Origin of the sequence: Burkholderia sp. S-53, assembly GCF_025560745.1 — a bacterium.
GTDB classification, from domain to species: domain Bacteria; phylum Pseudomonadota; class Gammaproteobacteria; order Burkholderiales; family Burkholderiaceae; genus Burkholderia; species Burkholderia pyrrocinia.
On the sequence record NZ_CP090484.1, the window covers coordinates 594,434 to 609,537 of the forward strand.

The following is a 15,104-nucleotide window of genomic DNA, read 5'->3' on the forward strand; positions in this document are numbered from 1 at the left end:
AGTCAAAACGCCTGAACCGAAGCCGCAAGCGCCCATTTCAGCTCCCGCTGTTTACCGTCGTTGTTTCGATCGACGTTGCGACGGAGGTCGCGGTTCAGACGCCGTTCGCGCTGAACGTCTGCTCGCGGTCCGTATCGTTGCGGGGAAGGCGCATCGACTTCCGAGCCATCAGGCCATCCTTGCCCTAACCGCCCAACCCGTCGACCAGCGGGCCGATGCAGCACGTGCCGCCGACATGAACCGGCATGTCGCCGACGATCTCGTACGCGTCGTGGTTCATGTACTCGCTGCGATCGTCGCCTTGCACCGAAGGCGGAACCGCACACACCGGCGGGTCGAAACCGGCATCGCGTGCGGTTCTACCGCTCACGTCGCGCAGCGCCTGTTCGATTTCCGATACAGTGGCTTGCCCGATATCATCGGGCCATCGCGTCGAGACGCCGCTTCATCTACAACGACAGCCAATCAAAAGATGAGTCATCCCAACACCGATCTGATCCAGCGCTTCTACACGGCCTTCCAGCAGCGCGACGTCGACGCGATGCTCGCCTGCTATGCCGACGACATCGTCTTCAGCGATCCCGCGTTCGGCGAGCTGCGCGGCGAACTCGCGCGCGACATGTGGCGCATGCTGGTGGCGCGTGCGCAGGAATTTTCGTTGACGTTCGGCGAGGTCGACGCCGACGAACAGACCGGGCGCGCGCAGTGGGTCGCGCACTACAGGTTCTCGGCCACCGGCCGCATGGTCGTCAACCGGATCGACGCGCGTTTCCGGTTCCGCGACGGGCTCATCGCCGAGCATCGCGACACTTTCGACCTGTGGCGCTGGGCGCGTCAGGCGCTTGGGCCGAAAGGCGCCCTGCTCGGCTGGACACCGTTCGTGCAACGCGCGATCCGCGCGCAGGCGCGGAAGAATCTCGACGCGTATCGGGCGAAGCGGAGATAGGACGCACGCCGCCATCGCTTCATCGTAGCGTTCATCAGGCCGCAGGCCATGTCCGGCGGATTGCCGTCCGGGTTCGCGAGACGGCACCGGCAATGCCCGCTTTCATCGGCTTCGGGGTGCAGGCCGGCGAGCCCGACGCGCCCTTTGCCGTAGCGATATGTCGCGACCGCGATCTCGTTGTCCCGATAAGTCGCCGGCACGACACCTCCGAAGCCCGTCCTGGCGGCCCGGAGCATCGCGCCGTTCCGGAAGCAGCTCCAGCGCTTTTCGCCGCGCCATACGACCGGCGTCACCGCGTCCGCGATACCGAAAATCGGAGAACCCGGTTGGTCGACCCTGGAATCGACAGCAAGGGCTTCCCTGGCTGACGGCATGCCATCGTCGCGCTCGGCCTCGCACGGCCCGCCTCTTTTCCACATCACGAAAGTCAGCCCCGACAGGGCCAATCAACCACCAGCGGACGCCGCCAGGCCGCAGCCGGGCGGCCCGCCGCAAATCGCCCCCTTCCAGCCGACAACCGCAAGAACCACGCGGGATACCTTGCCCGCAAAGGTGCGCAGGCCGGCCTCCGGCGCACGCCCGGAAAGGCCAACACCCGCGTGCGGCCGTGCTCCTCCGCATCTTGCCCCATAACTCTTATATAAGACATAAGACATTTGACGTTCCAGAGCATTGAGATTAGAATCCCGCTCAAAGCAGTGCCTGGAACAGCCTCGGAGTGCCGGAAAGGCCTTCCCCTCAAACGCCATATCAGCAGGTCTCCCCATGCTTGAAAACTTTCGTGCTCACGTGGCCGCCCGCGCCGCGCTCGGTATTCCTCCCCTGCCGCTGACGGCTCAGCAAACCGCCGAACTGGTGGAACTGCTGACGAACCCGCCCGCCGGCGAAGAGCAGACGCTGGTCGAACTGATCACCTACCGCGTGCCCGCCGGCGTCGACGAAGCCGCCCGCGTGAAGGCCGGCTTCCTGGCCGCCGTGGCCAAGGGCGAGACCGCCTGCCCGCTGATCTCGCGCGAGCGCGCGACCGAACTGCTCGGCACGATGCTGGGCGGCTACAACATCCAGCCGCTGATCGAACTGCTGTCCGACGACGCAGTCGCGGCCGTCGCCGCCGACGCGCTGAAGAAAACCCTGCTGATGTTCGACCAGTTCCATGACGTGAAGGAACTCGCCGACAAGGGCAACGCGCACGCGAAGGCCGTGCTGCGAAGCTGGGCCGACGCCGAATGGTTCACGAGCCGTCCGGAAGTACCGCAAAGCCTGACCGTCACCGTGTTCAAGGTGACGGGCGAAACCAACACCGACGACCTGTCGCCGGCCCCGGACGCCACCACCCGCCCTGACATCCCGATGCACGCACTGGCGATGCTGAAGAACGCGCGCCCGGGCATCACGCCGGAAGAAGACGGCAAGCGCGGCCCGGTCAAGTTCATCGAGTCGCTGAAGGAAAAGGGTCACCTGGTCGCATACGTGGGCGACGTGGTCGGCACCGGCTCCTCGCGCAAGTCGGCGACCAACTCGGTGCTGTGGTTCACCGGCGAAGACATCCCGTTCGTGCCGAACAAGCGCTTCGGCGGCGTGTGCCTCGGCGGCAAGATCGCCCCGATCTTCTACAACACGATGGAAGACGCCGGCGCGCTGCCGATCGAACTCGACGTGTCGCAGATGGAAATGGGCGACGTGGTCGAACTGCGCCCGTATGAAGGCAAGGCGCTGAAGAACGGCGAAGTGATCGCCGAATTCCAGGTCAAGTCCGACGTGCTGTTCGACGAAGTGCGCGCTGGCGGCCGCATTCCGCTGATCATCGGCCGCGGCCTGACCGCGAAGGCACGCGAAGCGCTGGGCCTCGCGCCGTCGACGCTGTTCCGCCTGCCGCACCAGCCGGCCGACAGCGGCAAGGGCTTCTCGCTCGCGCAGAAGATGGTCGGCCGCGCATGCGGTCTGCCGGAAGGCCAGGGCGTCCGTCCGGGCACGTACTGCGAACCGAAGATGACCTCGGTCGGCTCGCAGGACACCACGGGCCCGATGACCCGCGACGAACTGAAGGATCTCGCGTGCCTCGGCTTCTCGGCCGACCTCGTGATGCAGTCGTTCTGCCACACCGCCGCTTATCCGAAGCCGGTCGACGTGAAGACGCACCAGACGCTGCCGAACTTCATCAGCACGCGCGGCGGTATCGCGCTGCGTCCGGGCGACGGCGTGATCCACTCGTGGCTGAACCGCATGCTGCTGCCCGACACCGTCGGCACCGGCGGCGATTCGCACACGCGCTTCCCGATCGGCATCAGCTTCCCGGCAGGCTCGGGCCTCGTCGCGTTCGCGGCCGCCACCGGCACGATGCCGCTGGACATGCCGGAATCGGTGCTGGTCCGCTTCAAGGGCAAGATGCAGCCGGGCGTCACGCTGCGTGACCTCGTCAACGCGATTCCGCTGTACGCGATCAAGCAAGGCATGCTGACGGTCGCCAAGCAAGGCAAGAAGAACATCTTCTCCGGCCGCATTCTCGAGATCGAAGGCCTGCCCGACCTGAAGGTCGAGCAAGCGTTCGAGCTGTCGGATGCGTCCGCCGAGCGTTCGGCCGCCGGTTGCACGGTCCACCTGAACAAGGAACCGATCATCGAATACCTGAACAGCAACGTCACGCTGCTGAAGTGGATGATCGCGCAGGGCTACCAGGATCCGCGCAGCCTGCAGCGCCGCATCGTGGCGATGGAGCAGTGGCTGGCCGACCCGCAACTGCTGTCGCCGGATGCCGACGCCGACTACGCGGCCGTCATCGAGATCGACCTCGCCGACATCCATGAGCCGATCGTCGCGTGCCCGAACGACCCGGACGACGTGAAGACGCTGTCCGACGTGGCTGGAGCGACGATCGACGAAGTGTTCATCGGCTCGTGCATGACCAACATCGGTCACTTCCGTGCGGCGTCGAAGCTGCTGGAAGGCAAGCGCGACATCCCGGTCAAGCTGTGGGTTGCCCCGCCGACCAAGATGGACCAGAAGCAGCTGACCGAAGAAGGTCACTACGGCGTGTTCGGCACGGCCGGCGCGCGTACCGAAATGCCGGGCTGCTCGCTGTGCATGGGTAACCAGGCACAGGTGCGCGAAGGCGCAACGGTCATGTCGACGTCGACCCGCAACTTCCCGAACCGTCTCGGCAAGAACACGAACGTGTACCTCGGCTCGGCGGAACTGGCGGCAATCTGCTCGCGTCTGGGCAAGATCCCGACCAAGGACGAGTACATGGCCGACATGGGCGTGCTCACCGCCAACGGCGACAAGATCTACCAGTACATGAACTTCGACCAGATCGAAGACTTCAAGGAAGTGGCCGACACCGTGCAGATGTAAGCACGCTGCCGGACTGCGGCGGGTCGTTCCCGTCGCAGCGCCACGCAATGGCGCCGCAGGCAGAATGCTTGCGGCGCCATTTTTTTATTCGGCGCGTATCAGCGCCGCCTCGCGACGCTCACGCTGCATCGCCGCCCGGCTCGCGACGGATCACCAGCTCGTTGAAGCCGGTACCCGCATCGGGTTCGCGAGAGAAACGATGCGCGGGAAGCAGCACGAGCAGGATCTCGGCGGTCGTGCGCACCACGCAACCGCTCGCCACATGGCCGCCCGACACTCGGCCGCCCGCATCGGAAACGGACATGTGCAGGTGCGCGCCGTCCGGCGAGACCGAGCCGGCCAGCGTCAGGATTTCGAGGTCGCCGCGCAGTTCGGTCGGCAGGTCGGCGCCGGCGAAGCGCAACTGCGCGACGCTCAGGCTGCCGATGCCCTGGATCACGAACGCCGCGTGCGCACCGTGCGGACGCAACGCTTCCTCGATGGAGGCGCGCAGATCGTCGCCGGGGGACAGGCGCAGGGGATGAGCTTGCATGGTCGAGAACCCGCTGGTGGATCGTGGTGTCGACAAAGAGTACGTTCGACCCGTGAATCCGGCAAGTCACCCCCGCCCAGGACAACTGCCCTCGCGTCGCGGCAACGCACAGGCAACACCGCAGGCATCACCCGGTAAAACGCTCGCTCGCGATCTGTGCATCCGGCACGCCTGCCGCGACAGCCACTTCCCGCACACCCTGCACGAGCGGCGGCGGCCCGCACACATAGATGTCCGGCGGCGCACCGGCCTGCACGAGCGCCGCGTGCAACGCGTCGACCGGCGTGCCGCAAAACCCGGCCCACTTCCCGCCGGGCCGCCACACGCAGAGATCGACCTGCAACTGCGGCAGGTCGGCCTGCAATCGCGTCAGCTCGTCGAGCATGAATAGTTCGCGTTCCTGATTGACCCCGAAGAACAGCCGCGCATCGACCATCTCCTGATACTCGGCCATGCGCCGCAGCATCGACAGGATCGGCGCGAGCCCCGTGCCGCCCGCGACGAACCAGCGCGGCCTCAGGCTGTCCGCGAACAGCCCGAAGCCGCCCATCGGAACGCGCACGGTCAACGGATCGCCCGGCCGCGCGCGCTCGCGCAGGTATGTCGAGAACCACCCGTCCGGGCGCAGCCGGATCAGGAACTCGAGGCGGCCGTCCCAGTTGCTCGTGTTCGCGAGCGAATACGGGCGGCGCAAGCCGCTGCCCTGCACCTCCAGCTCGGCGAACTGGCCGGGCTCGAACTCGACGGCCGAGCCGAATGCGTCGTCGGGCTCGACTCGCAACTCGACGCGCATCGTGTCGGCCGCGATCGTATCGAGCGCCGCAATCCGCGCGGTGCGCACGGGCGTCGGATGCAGCAGCACCTTGGCCCGATCGTATGGCGCGGCGACCCGCAGATCGCCGCGCGGCGTGGTCCGGCACAACAGGACCGCGCCGCGCTGGCCGGCCGGCAGCACGCCGGCGCTGTCGGCCTGCATCTCGTACGCGCCATCGACGACGGTCGCCTGGCACGCGCCGCAGCTTCCGCGCCGGCATTGCGACGGCAGCGTGATGCCGGCGTCGACCGCTGCGGTGAGCAGATCCTGTTCGGCTTCGCATCCGAAGCCGAACTGCTCGCCGTCGCGCGTCGTGATCTCGATCCGATAGGTCATCGAACGATCCCGTTCAAGCGGCCTTGCGCGCCAGCGACGCGGCAAGATCCGCACCGGCGTCGCCGATCGGCCGGATGCCGAATTGCTCGACCAGCACCGCGAGCACGCCCGGCGTGACGAATGCCGGCAGCGTCGGCCCGAGGCGGATGTTGCGCAGGCCGAGCGCGAGCAGCGTCAGCAGCACGGCCGCCGCCTTCTGCTCGAACCACGAGATCACGAGCGACAGCGGCAAATCGTTCACGCCGCAATCGAACGCATCGGCGAGCGCCGTCGCGATCCGGATCGCCGAATAGCTGTCGTTGCACTGCCCGACGTCGAGCAGGCGCGGGATGCCGCCGATCTCGCCGAACGCGTGCCGATTGAACCGGTACTTGTTACAGCCGAGCGTCATCACGACCGTGTCGTCGGGTGCCTGCTCCGCGAACTCCGTGTAGTAGTTGCGGCCCGGCGCGGCGCCATCGCAGCCGCCGATCAGGAAGAAATGGCGGATCTGTCCGGCCTTGACCGCATCGATGACCTTGTCCGCGACGCCGAGCACCGCATGCCGGCCGAACCCGACCGTGATCGTTTCTTCCGGCGCCGTGGCCGGGAAACCGGGCAGCGCCTGCGCGGCACGAATCAGCACCGAAAAATCCTGATGTTCGAGATGACGGACGCCCGGCCAGCCGACCGGCCCCGTCGTGAAGATCCGCTGCCGGTATTGCGGCATCGGCTCGATGATGCAGTTGGACGTCATCAGGATCGGCCCGGGGAAATGCGCGAAGTCGCTCTGCTGGTCCTGCCACGCGCCGCCGTAGTTGCCGACGAGATGAGGAAATGCGTTGAGCGCCGGGTACGCGTGGGCCGGCAGCATTTCGCCGTGCGTATACACATGGATGCCCGTGCCGGCCGTCTGTTCGAGCAGCGCGTGCAGATCGCCCAGATCGTGGCCCGACACGAGGATCGCCTTGCCCGCCACCGGCGACACGCGCACGGCGGTCGGTTGCTGCGCGCCGAAGCGGCCGGTGTTCGCGCTGTCGAGCAGCTCCATCACCGTCAGGTTGAGCCGGCCGAGTTCGAGCGCTTGCGCGAGCAGCGCGTTGACGTCGTCAGGGTCGCGCGCGAGAAACGCGAGCGCCGCTTCGACGCCCTCGTAGATGTCGTCGCGCTCGTAGCCGAGCACCCGCGCATGATGCGCGTAAGCGCACACGCCCTTCAGCCCGTACAGCACCAGCGCACGCAGGCCGACGATGTCCGCGCCCACCTTGTCGAGACCCGAGTCGATGCCGACGGCGGCGGCCTGTTCCAGCAGGCCGGCGAGATCGCCCGCCGGCTGCCACATCGCGGGCCCGTGCAGCACGGGGACGACCGCTTCCATGGCCCGCGCCCTCGCTTCGCATGCGGCCTTCACGCGGTCGCGTGTCTGCGCCGCATCGCGCAGCAATGCGACGAAGCGCGCCGCATGGAAGTTCACGTTGGTCAGCGTCGTGAACATCGCATACAGCACGAACCGATCGGCTTCGCGATCGGGTGCGCCCAGTGCGCGCGCGACCGCGCCGTATTGCGCAATGCCCTTCACCGCATGGACCAGCAGGTCCTGCAGGTCGGCCGTCGTTGCATCCTTGCCGCAGTTGCCTTTCGCCGATGCGCAGCCGGGCCGCGCGCCGGTCCGGTCGGTCTGTTCGCATTGATAGCAAAACACGGTGCTCTCCTTTCTCGATCATGGGGGCGCGGGTCGGCGCGAACGGCGGCGGAACGCGGGTTCCTCGCCGCCGGGCATCCCGCCCGCTTCAAGATGCGCGTCATATGCATCTTTTTTCATGATGTTTCGGCACGTGTTTCGCCACCGTGATGCAGATCAAGAAACAGGACGCTCGCCGGTGAGGCAACTTGTCGCGATCACTGCCCGCCGGCTTCGGTTGCGTTGTCGCCATCCGGGGATTCGATGCCCCAGTCGCCGTATCGATACCAGTCGTCGCCGAGCAGCTCGCTCGGGTGCTGCGTGCGGCTGGAGCCGTTGCCGCAACGCATCGCGTGCGTCGGGCAGTAGTTGTCGCATCCCCAGCAGATCCTCTCCGGATGCACGGGGTGCAGGGGAAATTTCTTGGCCATTGTGCGTTGTGTTCCCGGTGTCGTTTGATCCGCTACCGCTCGACTCTAGTTCACCGGCACACGTCTGCAGTGCGGCATTCATTCGCACCGGGCGCGCTGCATCGGCTAGGCACGCCGACGCGATTGGTCTAGTCTGCACGGTATTCCACGACGCGAGCCGCTCCACCCGGCCACCTTCCGATGACCGCCCCTCCGAATCGACACTCCCGCCTGCGTGGCGGCCTGCTTGGCCTGCTGGTCGGCGACGCACTGGGCGTGCCGTACGAATTCCACGACGCCGAATCGATCCCGCCGCCCGCCGCGATCGACATGACGCCGCCGCCCGGCTTCGCACGCGCGCACGACGGCGTACCGCCCGGCACCTGGAGCGACGACGGCGCGCAGGCGCTCGCGCTGCTCGACGCGCTGTTGCACGACCGCGACCTGAATCTCGACACGTTGGCCGACAACCTGCAGGACTGGTTTCATCGCGGCGCATTCACGCCGGACGGCCGTGTGTTCGACGTCGGCCTGCAGACGCAACGTGCGTTCCACGCGCTGGCGGCCGGCGCGGCGCCGGCAACTGCCGGGCCCGGCGACGAGCGCGACAACGGCAACGGCTCGCTGATGCGCTGCTTTCCCGTGGTCATGATTGCCAAGTCACGCGACGAAGCGATCGGGCTCGCACGCAAGCAGAGCGTCGTCACGCACGGCCACGTGCGCTCGCAGCTATGCTGCGCGCTTTATGGCCTGACGGCGCTGGGCATCGTCGAGGGCCAGCCGGCGCCCGATGCGGTGCGCGCGGCCGAAGACGAACTGCTCGCGCGCTACGAAGGCACGGCCGACGAGATCGAGCTGAAGATCGTGCTCGACGGTCGCTTCGATGCACCGCAAGGATCCGGTTACGTGGTCGACAGCTTCTGGTCGGCCATCCACTGCCTGCTGTCGACGGGCAGCTACGAAGACTGCGTGAAGCGCGCGATCGCGCTCGGCAACGACACGGATACGACGGCGGCAATCGCCGGCAGCCTCGCCGGTGCGCTGTATGGCGAGCAGGCATTGCCCGATCGGTGGGTCGCGATACTGCGCGGGAAAGCAATGGTCGAAGGCTGGCTCGCGAGACTGTGAGCGACCGCCGCCAGCCCTGCCACGTCACCCGCGGCGATCGCTCGCCAGCAATCCGTACAGCGCGCTGTCCGACACTTCATCGCCGACGATCCAGCGTTCGCGCAGCAGCCCTTCCCGGGCGAAGCCCAGCCGTTCGAGCAGCCGCGCCGACGCGATGTTGCGTGGATCGATATCGGCTTCGAGCCGGTTCAGCCGCAGCGTGTCGAACGCATGATCGATCATGGCCGACGCCGCCTCGCGCATATATCCGCCGCTCCAGTACTTGCGCCGCAGGCTGAAGCCGATCTCGGCACGGCGGCATTGCTCGTTCGCATGGAACAGCACGCATTCGCCGAGCGTTTCGCCGGATTCGCGCAGTTCGAGCACGCAGATCAGATCCTGCCCGCTGGCCGACGTCGTCAGGTTGCGTGCAACGCGCTCCGCTGCCTGCTCGATGTGCGTCATCGGCACAAACGAGAAATAGCGCATCGCTTCGGCATCCGACCAGATCTCGAAGAAAGCCTGTGCGTCTGCTTCGCGAAGCGGACGCAGGACGAGGCGGGATGTATTCAGCGTGACGGGTTCGAACGGGGGCATCGCGATGGTCGGACGAATGACGGGACCGTGAATTAGACCATGCAAGCCATACGTCAACAATGGCATGCGTTCGCACTGCCAGACGACACAACCGGATCGCCCAAAAGCCGAAAGGCCCGGACATCGCCCGAGCCTTTCTTTTCACTTCTTCCGTTACCGCCGGCTGCGCTTATGCCTCCAGCGCCTCGAGCACCTTCCCCTTCGTCTCGATCCCGACGAAATGCACGGTCACCGCCGCGATCAGCGGCACGACGCCGATCAGGTAAAACGCCGGTGCGAGGTTCCCGCCGATGATCGCGTGCGGCACGACCATCGGCGCGACGAACGATGCGATCTTCAGCCACGCGCTGCCGAGCCCGCAGCCCGACGCGCGGATGCTCGTCGGATACTGTTCCGGCGTATAGACGTACGCGGTAATGAACCCCGACGCCATCAACCCGAGCGACAATGAGCAGAACACCGCGACGACATACACAGACGACGCGTGATAAATGCCCGCGAACGCCAGCGACAGCGCACACAGCACGAACGACCACACGATCACCGGCTTGCGGCCGAGCTTGTCGACGAGCAGCGCCGACGCCAGCGACCCGAGCACGCCCATCACCGAACCGATCACCGCGAGGTTCAGCGCGAGCTGCAGCGGCGCGTGATAGAAGTTCTTGTAGATCGTCGGCAGCCACGTCGACAGCCCGTACTGGATGAACCCGCAGGTCGCCCACAGTGTCGCCACCGCGAGCGTGCGCTTGCGATACGCGGCGCTGAACAGGTCGCTCATCTTGCGCTTCGGATGCTGGCGCACCATCTCGTCGAACGCGGCCACCTGCGTGACCGGCGGCAGCTCGCCGCGCACCGACGCTTCGAACACGCTCGTCGCGCGCCCGGCTTCCGCGAGCCGCCCGCGCGATGCGAGCCAGCGCGGCGATTCCGGCACGAGGCGCGTGAGCACGAGCGACAGGACCAGCGGCAGCCCGCCGACGAAGTACATGATTTCCCAGCCGAACCGCGGCACGAGCCACGCGCCGAGCGCCATCGACACGAGCAGGCCGATCGGGAACACGATCTCGTACAGCAGTACGAAACGGCCGCGGCCATGCGCGCGCGTGATCTCGTTGATGTACGTCGCGGCAACCGGCAACTCGCCGCCGAGCCCGAGCCCCTGCAGGATCCGCAGCAGCACGAAGATCTCGAAGGTTGGCGCGAAGCCGCACGCGATGCTCGTGATGCCGATCACGGCCGAACTCCACGCGATCGCCTTCACACGGCCGTGCTTCTCGGCCAGCGCGGGAAACAGGAATGCGCCGATCAGCTGGCCGATCGCGCCGGACGCGATCAGCATGCCGATCTGCGTCGGCGACAGCCCCCATTTGTGAATCAGCAGCGGCAGCGTCGCCGCGATCGTGATCACGTCGAAGCCGTCGAAGAACGTCGCGGCGCCGATCAGCACGCGCGCGCGGATCTGCATCGCATTGGCCGGAAGCCGCTCGAGCCGCGCGATGATCGCGCCGGGCGTGGAGGCGGCAGCTTCCATCGTGGCGCGACCGGCCACGACGTTGTCGAAAGTGCTCATGCGGGGTGTCTCCGTAGTCTCTTTGCCCGGTCAGGCAAGCGCTTTGGTCGTGTCTGCCAGGGCTTCCGTATCCACTGCCCGGCCCTGGTTCATCCACTTGCGCGCGAGCTTCAGCTCGCGTGCGTTGTTCACGGCGATGACACCTCTCACATGCCCGTCGCCCACGAAAAACAGCGTCGCACGGCGCGCGGCGAGCTCGCCGCGCACGACGAGCTGCGCATCGGCCGGCAGATCCCCGAGGATCTGCAGGTTCACGTCGTACTGATCGGACCAGAACCACGGAATCTCCGCGTACGGCGCGCGTACGCCGAGCACGGCTTTCGCGGCCGCGATCGCCTGGTTCTGCGCGTTGGCCCACGATTCGAGCCGCACGCGCCGCTTCAGCCAGCCGTTGTGATGGTTCGCGACGTCGCCGCACGCGAAGATCGCCGGGTCGCTCGTCGCGCCGAATTCGTCGACGACGATACCGTCGTCGACGGCCAGCCCCGCATCGCTCGCAAGCGACGCGTTCAGTGCGAGACCGATGCCGGCCACCGCGAAATCGGCGTCGATCGTCGTGCCGTCGGCGAGCGTCGCACGCACCTTCGATGCGTCGTCCGGCTGCGCATCGAGCGACGCGAGCGCCGCGCCGAGACGCACGTCGACGCCGTTCGAGCGATGCAGGTCGAGCAGGAAATCCGACACGATCTGCGGCACCGAGCGCCCGCACAGCCGCGGCGCGCCTTCCACCACGACCGCCTCGACGCCGAGCTTGCGCGCGGTCGCCGCGACTTCGAGGCCGATCCAGCCGCCGCCGATCACGAGCACGCGTTGGCTGGCGCGCAGCTTCTCGCCGAGCGCGGCCGCTTCGTCGAGCGTGCGCAGGTAGTGCAGGTTCGGCGTCTTCACGATCGTGTCGGGCAGGCGGCGCGATGTGCCGCCGGTCGCGATCACGAGCCGGTCGTATTCGATCTCGCGGCCGCTGGCGGTCGTCACCACGCGGCGCGCGCGGTCGATCGATGCCGCGCGTTCGGGCTGCCACGCTTCGACATTCAATGCGTCGAATTCGTCGGGACGCACGACGCGTACGGTTTCGATATCGGCGTCGCCAGCCAGCACGGCCTTCGACAGCGGCGGACGCTCGTACGGCAGGTGCGGCTCGTCGGCGATCATCACGAGGCGGCCCGTGAAACCTTCGGCGCGCAACGTCTTCAGCACCCAGCCGGCGGCCTGGCCGCCGCCGATCACGACGACCGTGCCGGGCGCGGGCTGCGCGGGCGTGTTCGCCTCGGTCATGATTTGCGCTCCGTCATGAACTTGCCTTCCGGCGCCTTCGCGTTCTTCTGCCGACGCGTGTTGCCGTCGAGGCCACCGTCGACGGCCCACTCGGCGAACACGGTCGGGCCCGGCTCGAATTCGCGCGGCTGCCATTCCGGCGTCAGGACGTCCTCGTCCGCGTAGTACTCGATCAGCCCGCCGGCCGGATTCTGGAAATACCAGAAGTACGCGGACGACACCGGGTGACGGCCCGGGCCGAGTTGCGTTTCCCAGCCGCAGCGGTCGATGTGCATGCCACCGCCGAACACTTCGTGGATGTCACGCACGGTGAACGCGACGTGGTTCAGTCCGCGTTTGCCGTTCGGCAGCGCGAGCAGGAACAGGTCGTGGTGGCCGCCGTGCGGCGCGCAGCGCATGAATGCACCGCGGCCCGGATAGCGGTCCGACGTCTCGAAGCCGAGCAGCTCGTGATAGAACTTTTCCTGTGCGTCGAGGCAGTTCGTGAAGAACACGACATGCCCGACCTCCACCGGCTCCGCGCGCGCATAGATCGGGCTCGGCTGGTCGACACGCAGCGTCTGGCCCCACACGTTCGATGGTGAGCCGGTGATGTCGAGCGCGCGCTTGCGCGTGACCTCGACACGGATCGCCATCCCGTTCGGGTCGGTGCAGCCGAGCGCATCCTTCCGTGCGTAAAAGCCGGGCTGGCCGGCGAACTTGCCGCGCAGCGCGTCGAGTTCCTGCTGCGTCGCGACGCCCCACGTGACTTCACGCAGCGTCGGGCCCGCCTCGAACGCGGGCGGCAGCGCCGGATCGTCGGCCTTGACGACCAGCACGGTGCAGCCGTTCAACGTCTCGAAGCGTGCTTGCGTGTCGTCGTGCTCGACTTCCTTCAGCCCCCAGTCGGCGAAAAAGCGCCGACAGGTGGCGAGATCGTCGACACCGTACGTGATCTGCTCGATTCCCAAAATGCTCATTGCGTCATTCCCCTTCGCTCAGTTCGCCCACGGCAGCGGCGCGTCGTTCAAGCCCCAGTAGAGGCTCTTCTGCTGCATGTATTCGCGGATGCCGAGACGCCCCTTCTCGCGCCCCATCCCGCTTTCCTTCCAGCCGGAGAACGGCGTGGAGATCGAGAACAGCTTGTACGTGTTGATCCAGACGGTGCCCGTCTCCAGCGCTCGCGCGATGCGCCACGCGCGCTTGTAGTCGCGCGTCCAGATGCCGGCAGCCAGACCGAACACGCTGTCGTTCGCCTGCGCGATCAGCGACGCTTCGTCGTCGAACGGCATCGCGACGAGCACGGGCCCGAAGATTTCTTCCTGGCAGATGCGCGCGCTGTTCGGCAAGCCTTCGAGAATCGTCGGCTGATAGAAGAAACCGTTCTCGCGCCCGTCGCCCGACGGCCGCTCGCCGCCGCACAGCAGGCGGCCGCCTTCTTCCAGGCCGAGCGCGACGTAGCGCTCCACCGATTCGCGATGCTTCGCGGTGATCAGCGGCCCCATCTGCGTATCGGGCCGCGTCGGGTCGCCCACGCGCAGCTTGCGTGCGCCCGCAACCAGGCGCTGCATGAATTCGTCGTACACCGCGCGCTGCACGAACAGCCGCGAGCCCGCGATGCACGCTTCGCCCGACGAGCTGAAAATGCCGTACAGCACGCCGTTGACCGCGTGATCGAGATCGGCGTCGTCGCATACGATCGTCGGCGACTTGCCGCCGAGTTCGAGCGACACGGGCATCAGTTTCTCGGCCGCGATGCGCGCAATGCCACGGCCCACTTCGGTGCCGCCCGTGAACGACACCTTCTTCACCAGCGGATGACGCACGAGCACGTCGCCGATCACCGAGCCCTTGCCCGGCAGCACGCTCAGCACGCCCTTCGGCACGCCGGCTTCCTCGCAGATGCGCGCCAGCGCAAGCGACACGAGCGGCGTGACTTCGGCCGGCTTGAGCACCACCGCGTTGCCGCCGGCGAGCGCCGGCGCGAGTTTCTGTGCGTCGGACGCGATCGGCGAATTCCACGGCGTGATCGCCGCGATCACGCCGATCGGCTCGTACACGCTCATCGTCAGGTAGTCACCGCGCGACGGCGTCAGTTCCTCGTCGAGCGTTTCGAGGCAGGCCGCGAAATAGCGGAACGTGTTCGCCGCGCTGGCCACCAGCACGCGGGTCTCGCCGATCGGCTTGCCGTTGTCGCGGCGCTGCAGGTTCGCGAGCACCTCGTGGCGCTGCATGATCAGATCCGCGATGCGGTACAGCACCTGTGCGCGCTGGTGCGGCTTCAGCCCGGCCCAGTCGGCACGGCGCCATGCTGCGTCGGCGGCCTCGACGGCTTCGGCCGCGTCTTCCGCGTTCGCCGTCGACACTTCCATGTTCAGCGACTGGTCGGCCGGATAGATGCTCGCGTAAGGCGCGCCACGGCCGCGCCGCCATTCGCCGCCGATCAGGATGTTGCCGTCGGGTACGAGGCTCGTATCGAAAGGAGTCATTTCACAAGTCCCACAAATCTGTCTCTGCACAGCCGCCC

General features: G+C 67.0%; 12 protein-coding genes. 3 read left to right on the forward strand and 9 right to left on the reverse strand.

All coding sequences use genetic code 11. The features are described from left to right. The first annotated feature begins 472 nt into the window (after positions 1–472). Both LXM88_RS24820 and acnB read left to right on the forward strand, forming a co-directional pair. Positions 473–946, forward strand: coding sequence for a nuclear transport factor 2 family protein (locus tag LXM88_RS24820; RefSeq protein ID WP_262546918.1), 474 nt, complete (start codon positions 473–475; stop codon positions 944–946). 765 nt (positions 947–1,711) lie between these two features. Further along, entirely contained in the window at positions 1,712–4,297 is a 2,586-nt protein-coding gene (gene acnB / locus LXM88_RS24825; protein WP_262545129.1) for a bifunctional aconitate hydratase 2/2-methylisocitrate dehydratase, read from the forward strand. A gap of 118 nt (positions 4,298–4,415) precedes the next feature. On the opposite strand, the gene LXM88_RS24830 is transcribed toward acnB, so the two are convergent. From LXM88_RS24830 to LXM88_RS24845, 4 genes are all read right to left on the reverse strand, one after another. Continuing rightward, positions 4,416–4,829, reverse strand: a complete 414-nt coding sequence (locus tag LXM88_RS24830) for a PPC domain-containing DNA-binding protein (protein WP_262545132.1) — start codon at positions 4,827–4,829, stop codon at positions 4,416–4,418. A gap of 127 nt (positions 4,830–4,956) precedes the next feature. Then, complete coding sequence (locus tag LXM88_RS24835) at positions 4,957–5,979, reverse strand: FAD-binding oxidoreductase (protein ID WP_262545134.1); 1,023 nt, start codon at positions 5,977–5,979, stop codon at positions 4,957–4,959. 13 nt (positions 5,980–5,992) lie between these two features. Next, positions 5,993–7,660 carry a hydroxylamine reductase gene (hcp, locus tag LXM88_RS24840; RefSeq protein WP_262545136.1) on the reverse strand — a complete coding sequence of 556 codons (1,668 nt, stop codon included), beginning with the start codon at positions 7,658–7,660 and terminating at the stop codon, positions 5,993–5,995. Positions 7,661–7,857: 197 nt separating this feature from the next. Next, on the reverse strand, positions 7,858–8,070 hold the full coding sequence (locus LXM88_RS24845; protein WP_262545138.1) for a DUF3079 domain-containing protein: 213 nt from the start codon (positions 8,068–8,070) through the stop codon (positions 7,858–7,860). A gap of 180 nt (positions 8,071–8,250) precedes the next feature. On the opposite strand from LXM88_RS24845, the gene LXM88_RS24850 reads away from it, so the two are divergent. Continuing rightward, entirely contained in the window at positions 8,251–9,177 is a 927-nt protein-coding gene (locus LXM88_RS24850) for an ADP-ribosylglycohydrolase family protein (protein ID WP_262545140.1), read from the forward strand. Between the two features lie 24 nt (positions 9,178–9,201). On the opposite strand, the gene LXM88_RS24855 is transcribed toward LXM88_RS24850, so the two are convergent. The 5 genes from LXM88_RS24855 to LXM88_RS24875 all read right to left on the reverse strand — a co-directional run bounded on the left by LXM88_RS24855 (position 9,202) and on the right by LXM88_RS24875 (position 15,066). Next, the gene (locus LXM88_RS24855; protein WP_262545141.1) at positions 9,202–9,753 is read right to left on the reverse strand and encodes a GNAT family N-acetyltransferase; all 552 of its coding nucleotides are present in this window, start codon (positions 9,751–9,753) and stop codon (positions 9,202–9,204) included. Between the two features lie 169 nt (positions 9,754–9,922). Further along, the gene (locus LXM88_RS24860; protein WP_262545142.1) at positions 9,923–11,323 is read right to left on the reverse strand and encodes an MFS transporter; all 1,401 of its coding nucleotides are present in this window, start codon (positions 11,321–11,323) and stop codon (positions 9,923–9,925) included. Between the two features lie 30 nt (positions 11,324–11,353). Further along, the gene (locus tag LXM88_RS24865; RefSeq protein WP_262545143.1) at positions 11,354–12,598 is read right to left on the reverse strand and encodes an NAD(P)/FAD-dependent oxidoreductase; all 1,245 of its coding nucleotides are present in this window, start codon (positions 12,596–12,598) and stop codon (positions 11,354–11,356) included. Further along, complete coding sequence (locus tag LXM88_RS24870; protein ID WP_262545144.1) at positions 12,595–13,557, reverse strand: VOC family protein; 963 nt, start codon at positions 13,555–13,557, stop codon at positions 12,595–12,597. The genes LXM88_RS24865 and LXM88_RS24870 overlap by 4 nt, the downstream gene beginning before the upstream one ends. An 18-nt stretch (positions 13,558–13,575) precedes the next feature. Further along, entirely contained in the window at positions 13,576–15,066 is a 1,491-nt protein-coding gene (locus LXM88_RS24875) for an aldehyde dehydrogenase (RefSeq protein WP_262545146.1), read from the reverse strand. Positions 15,067–15,104: the final 38 nt, after the last annotated feature.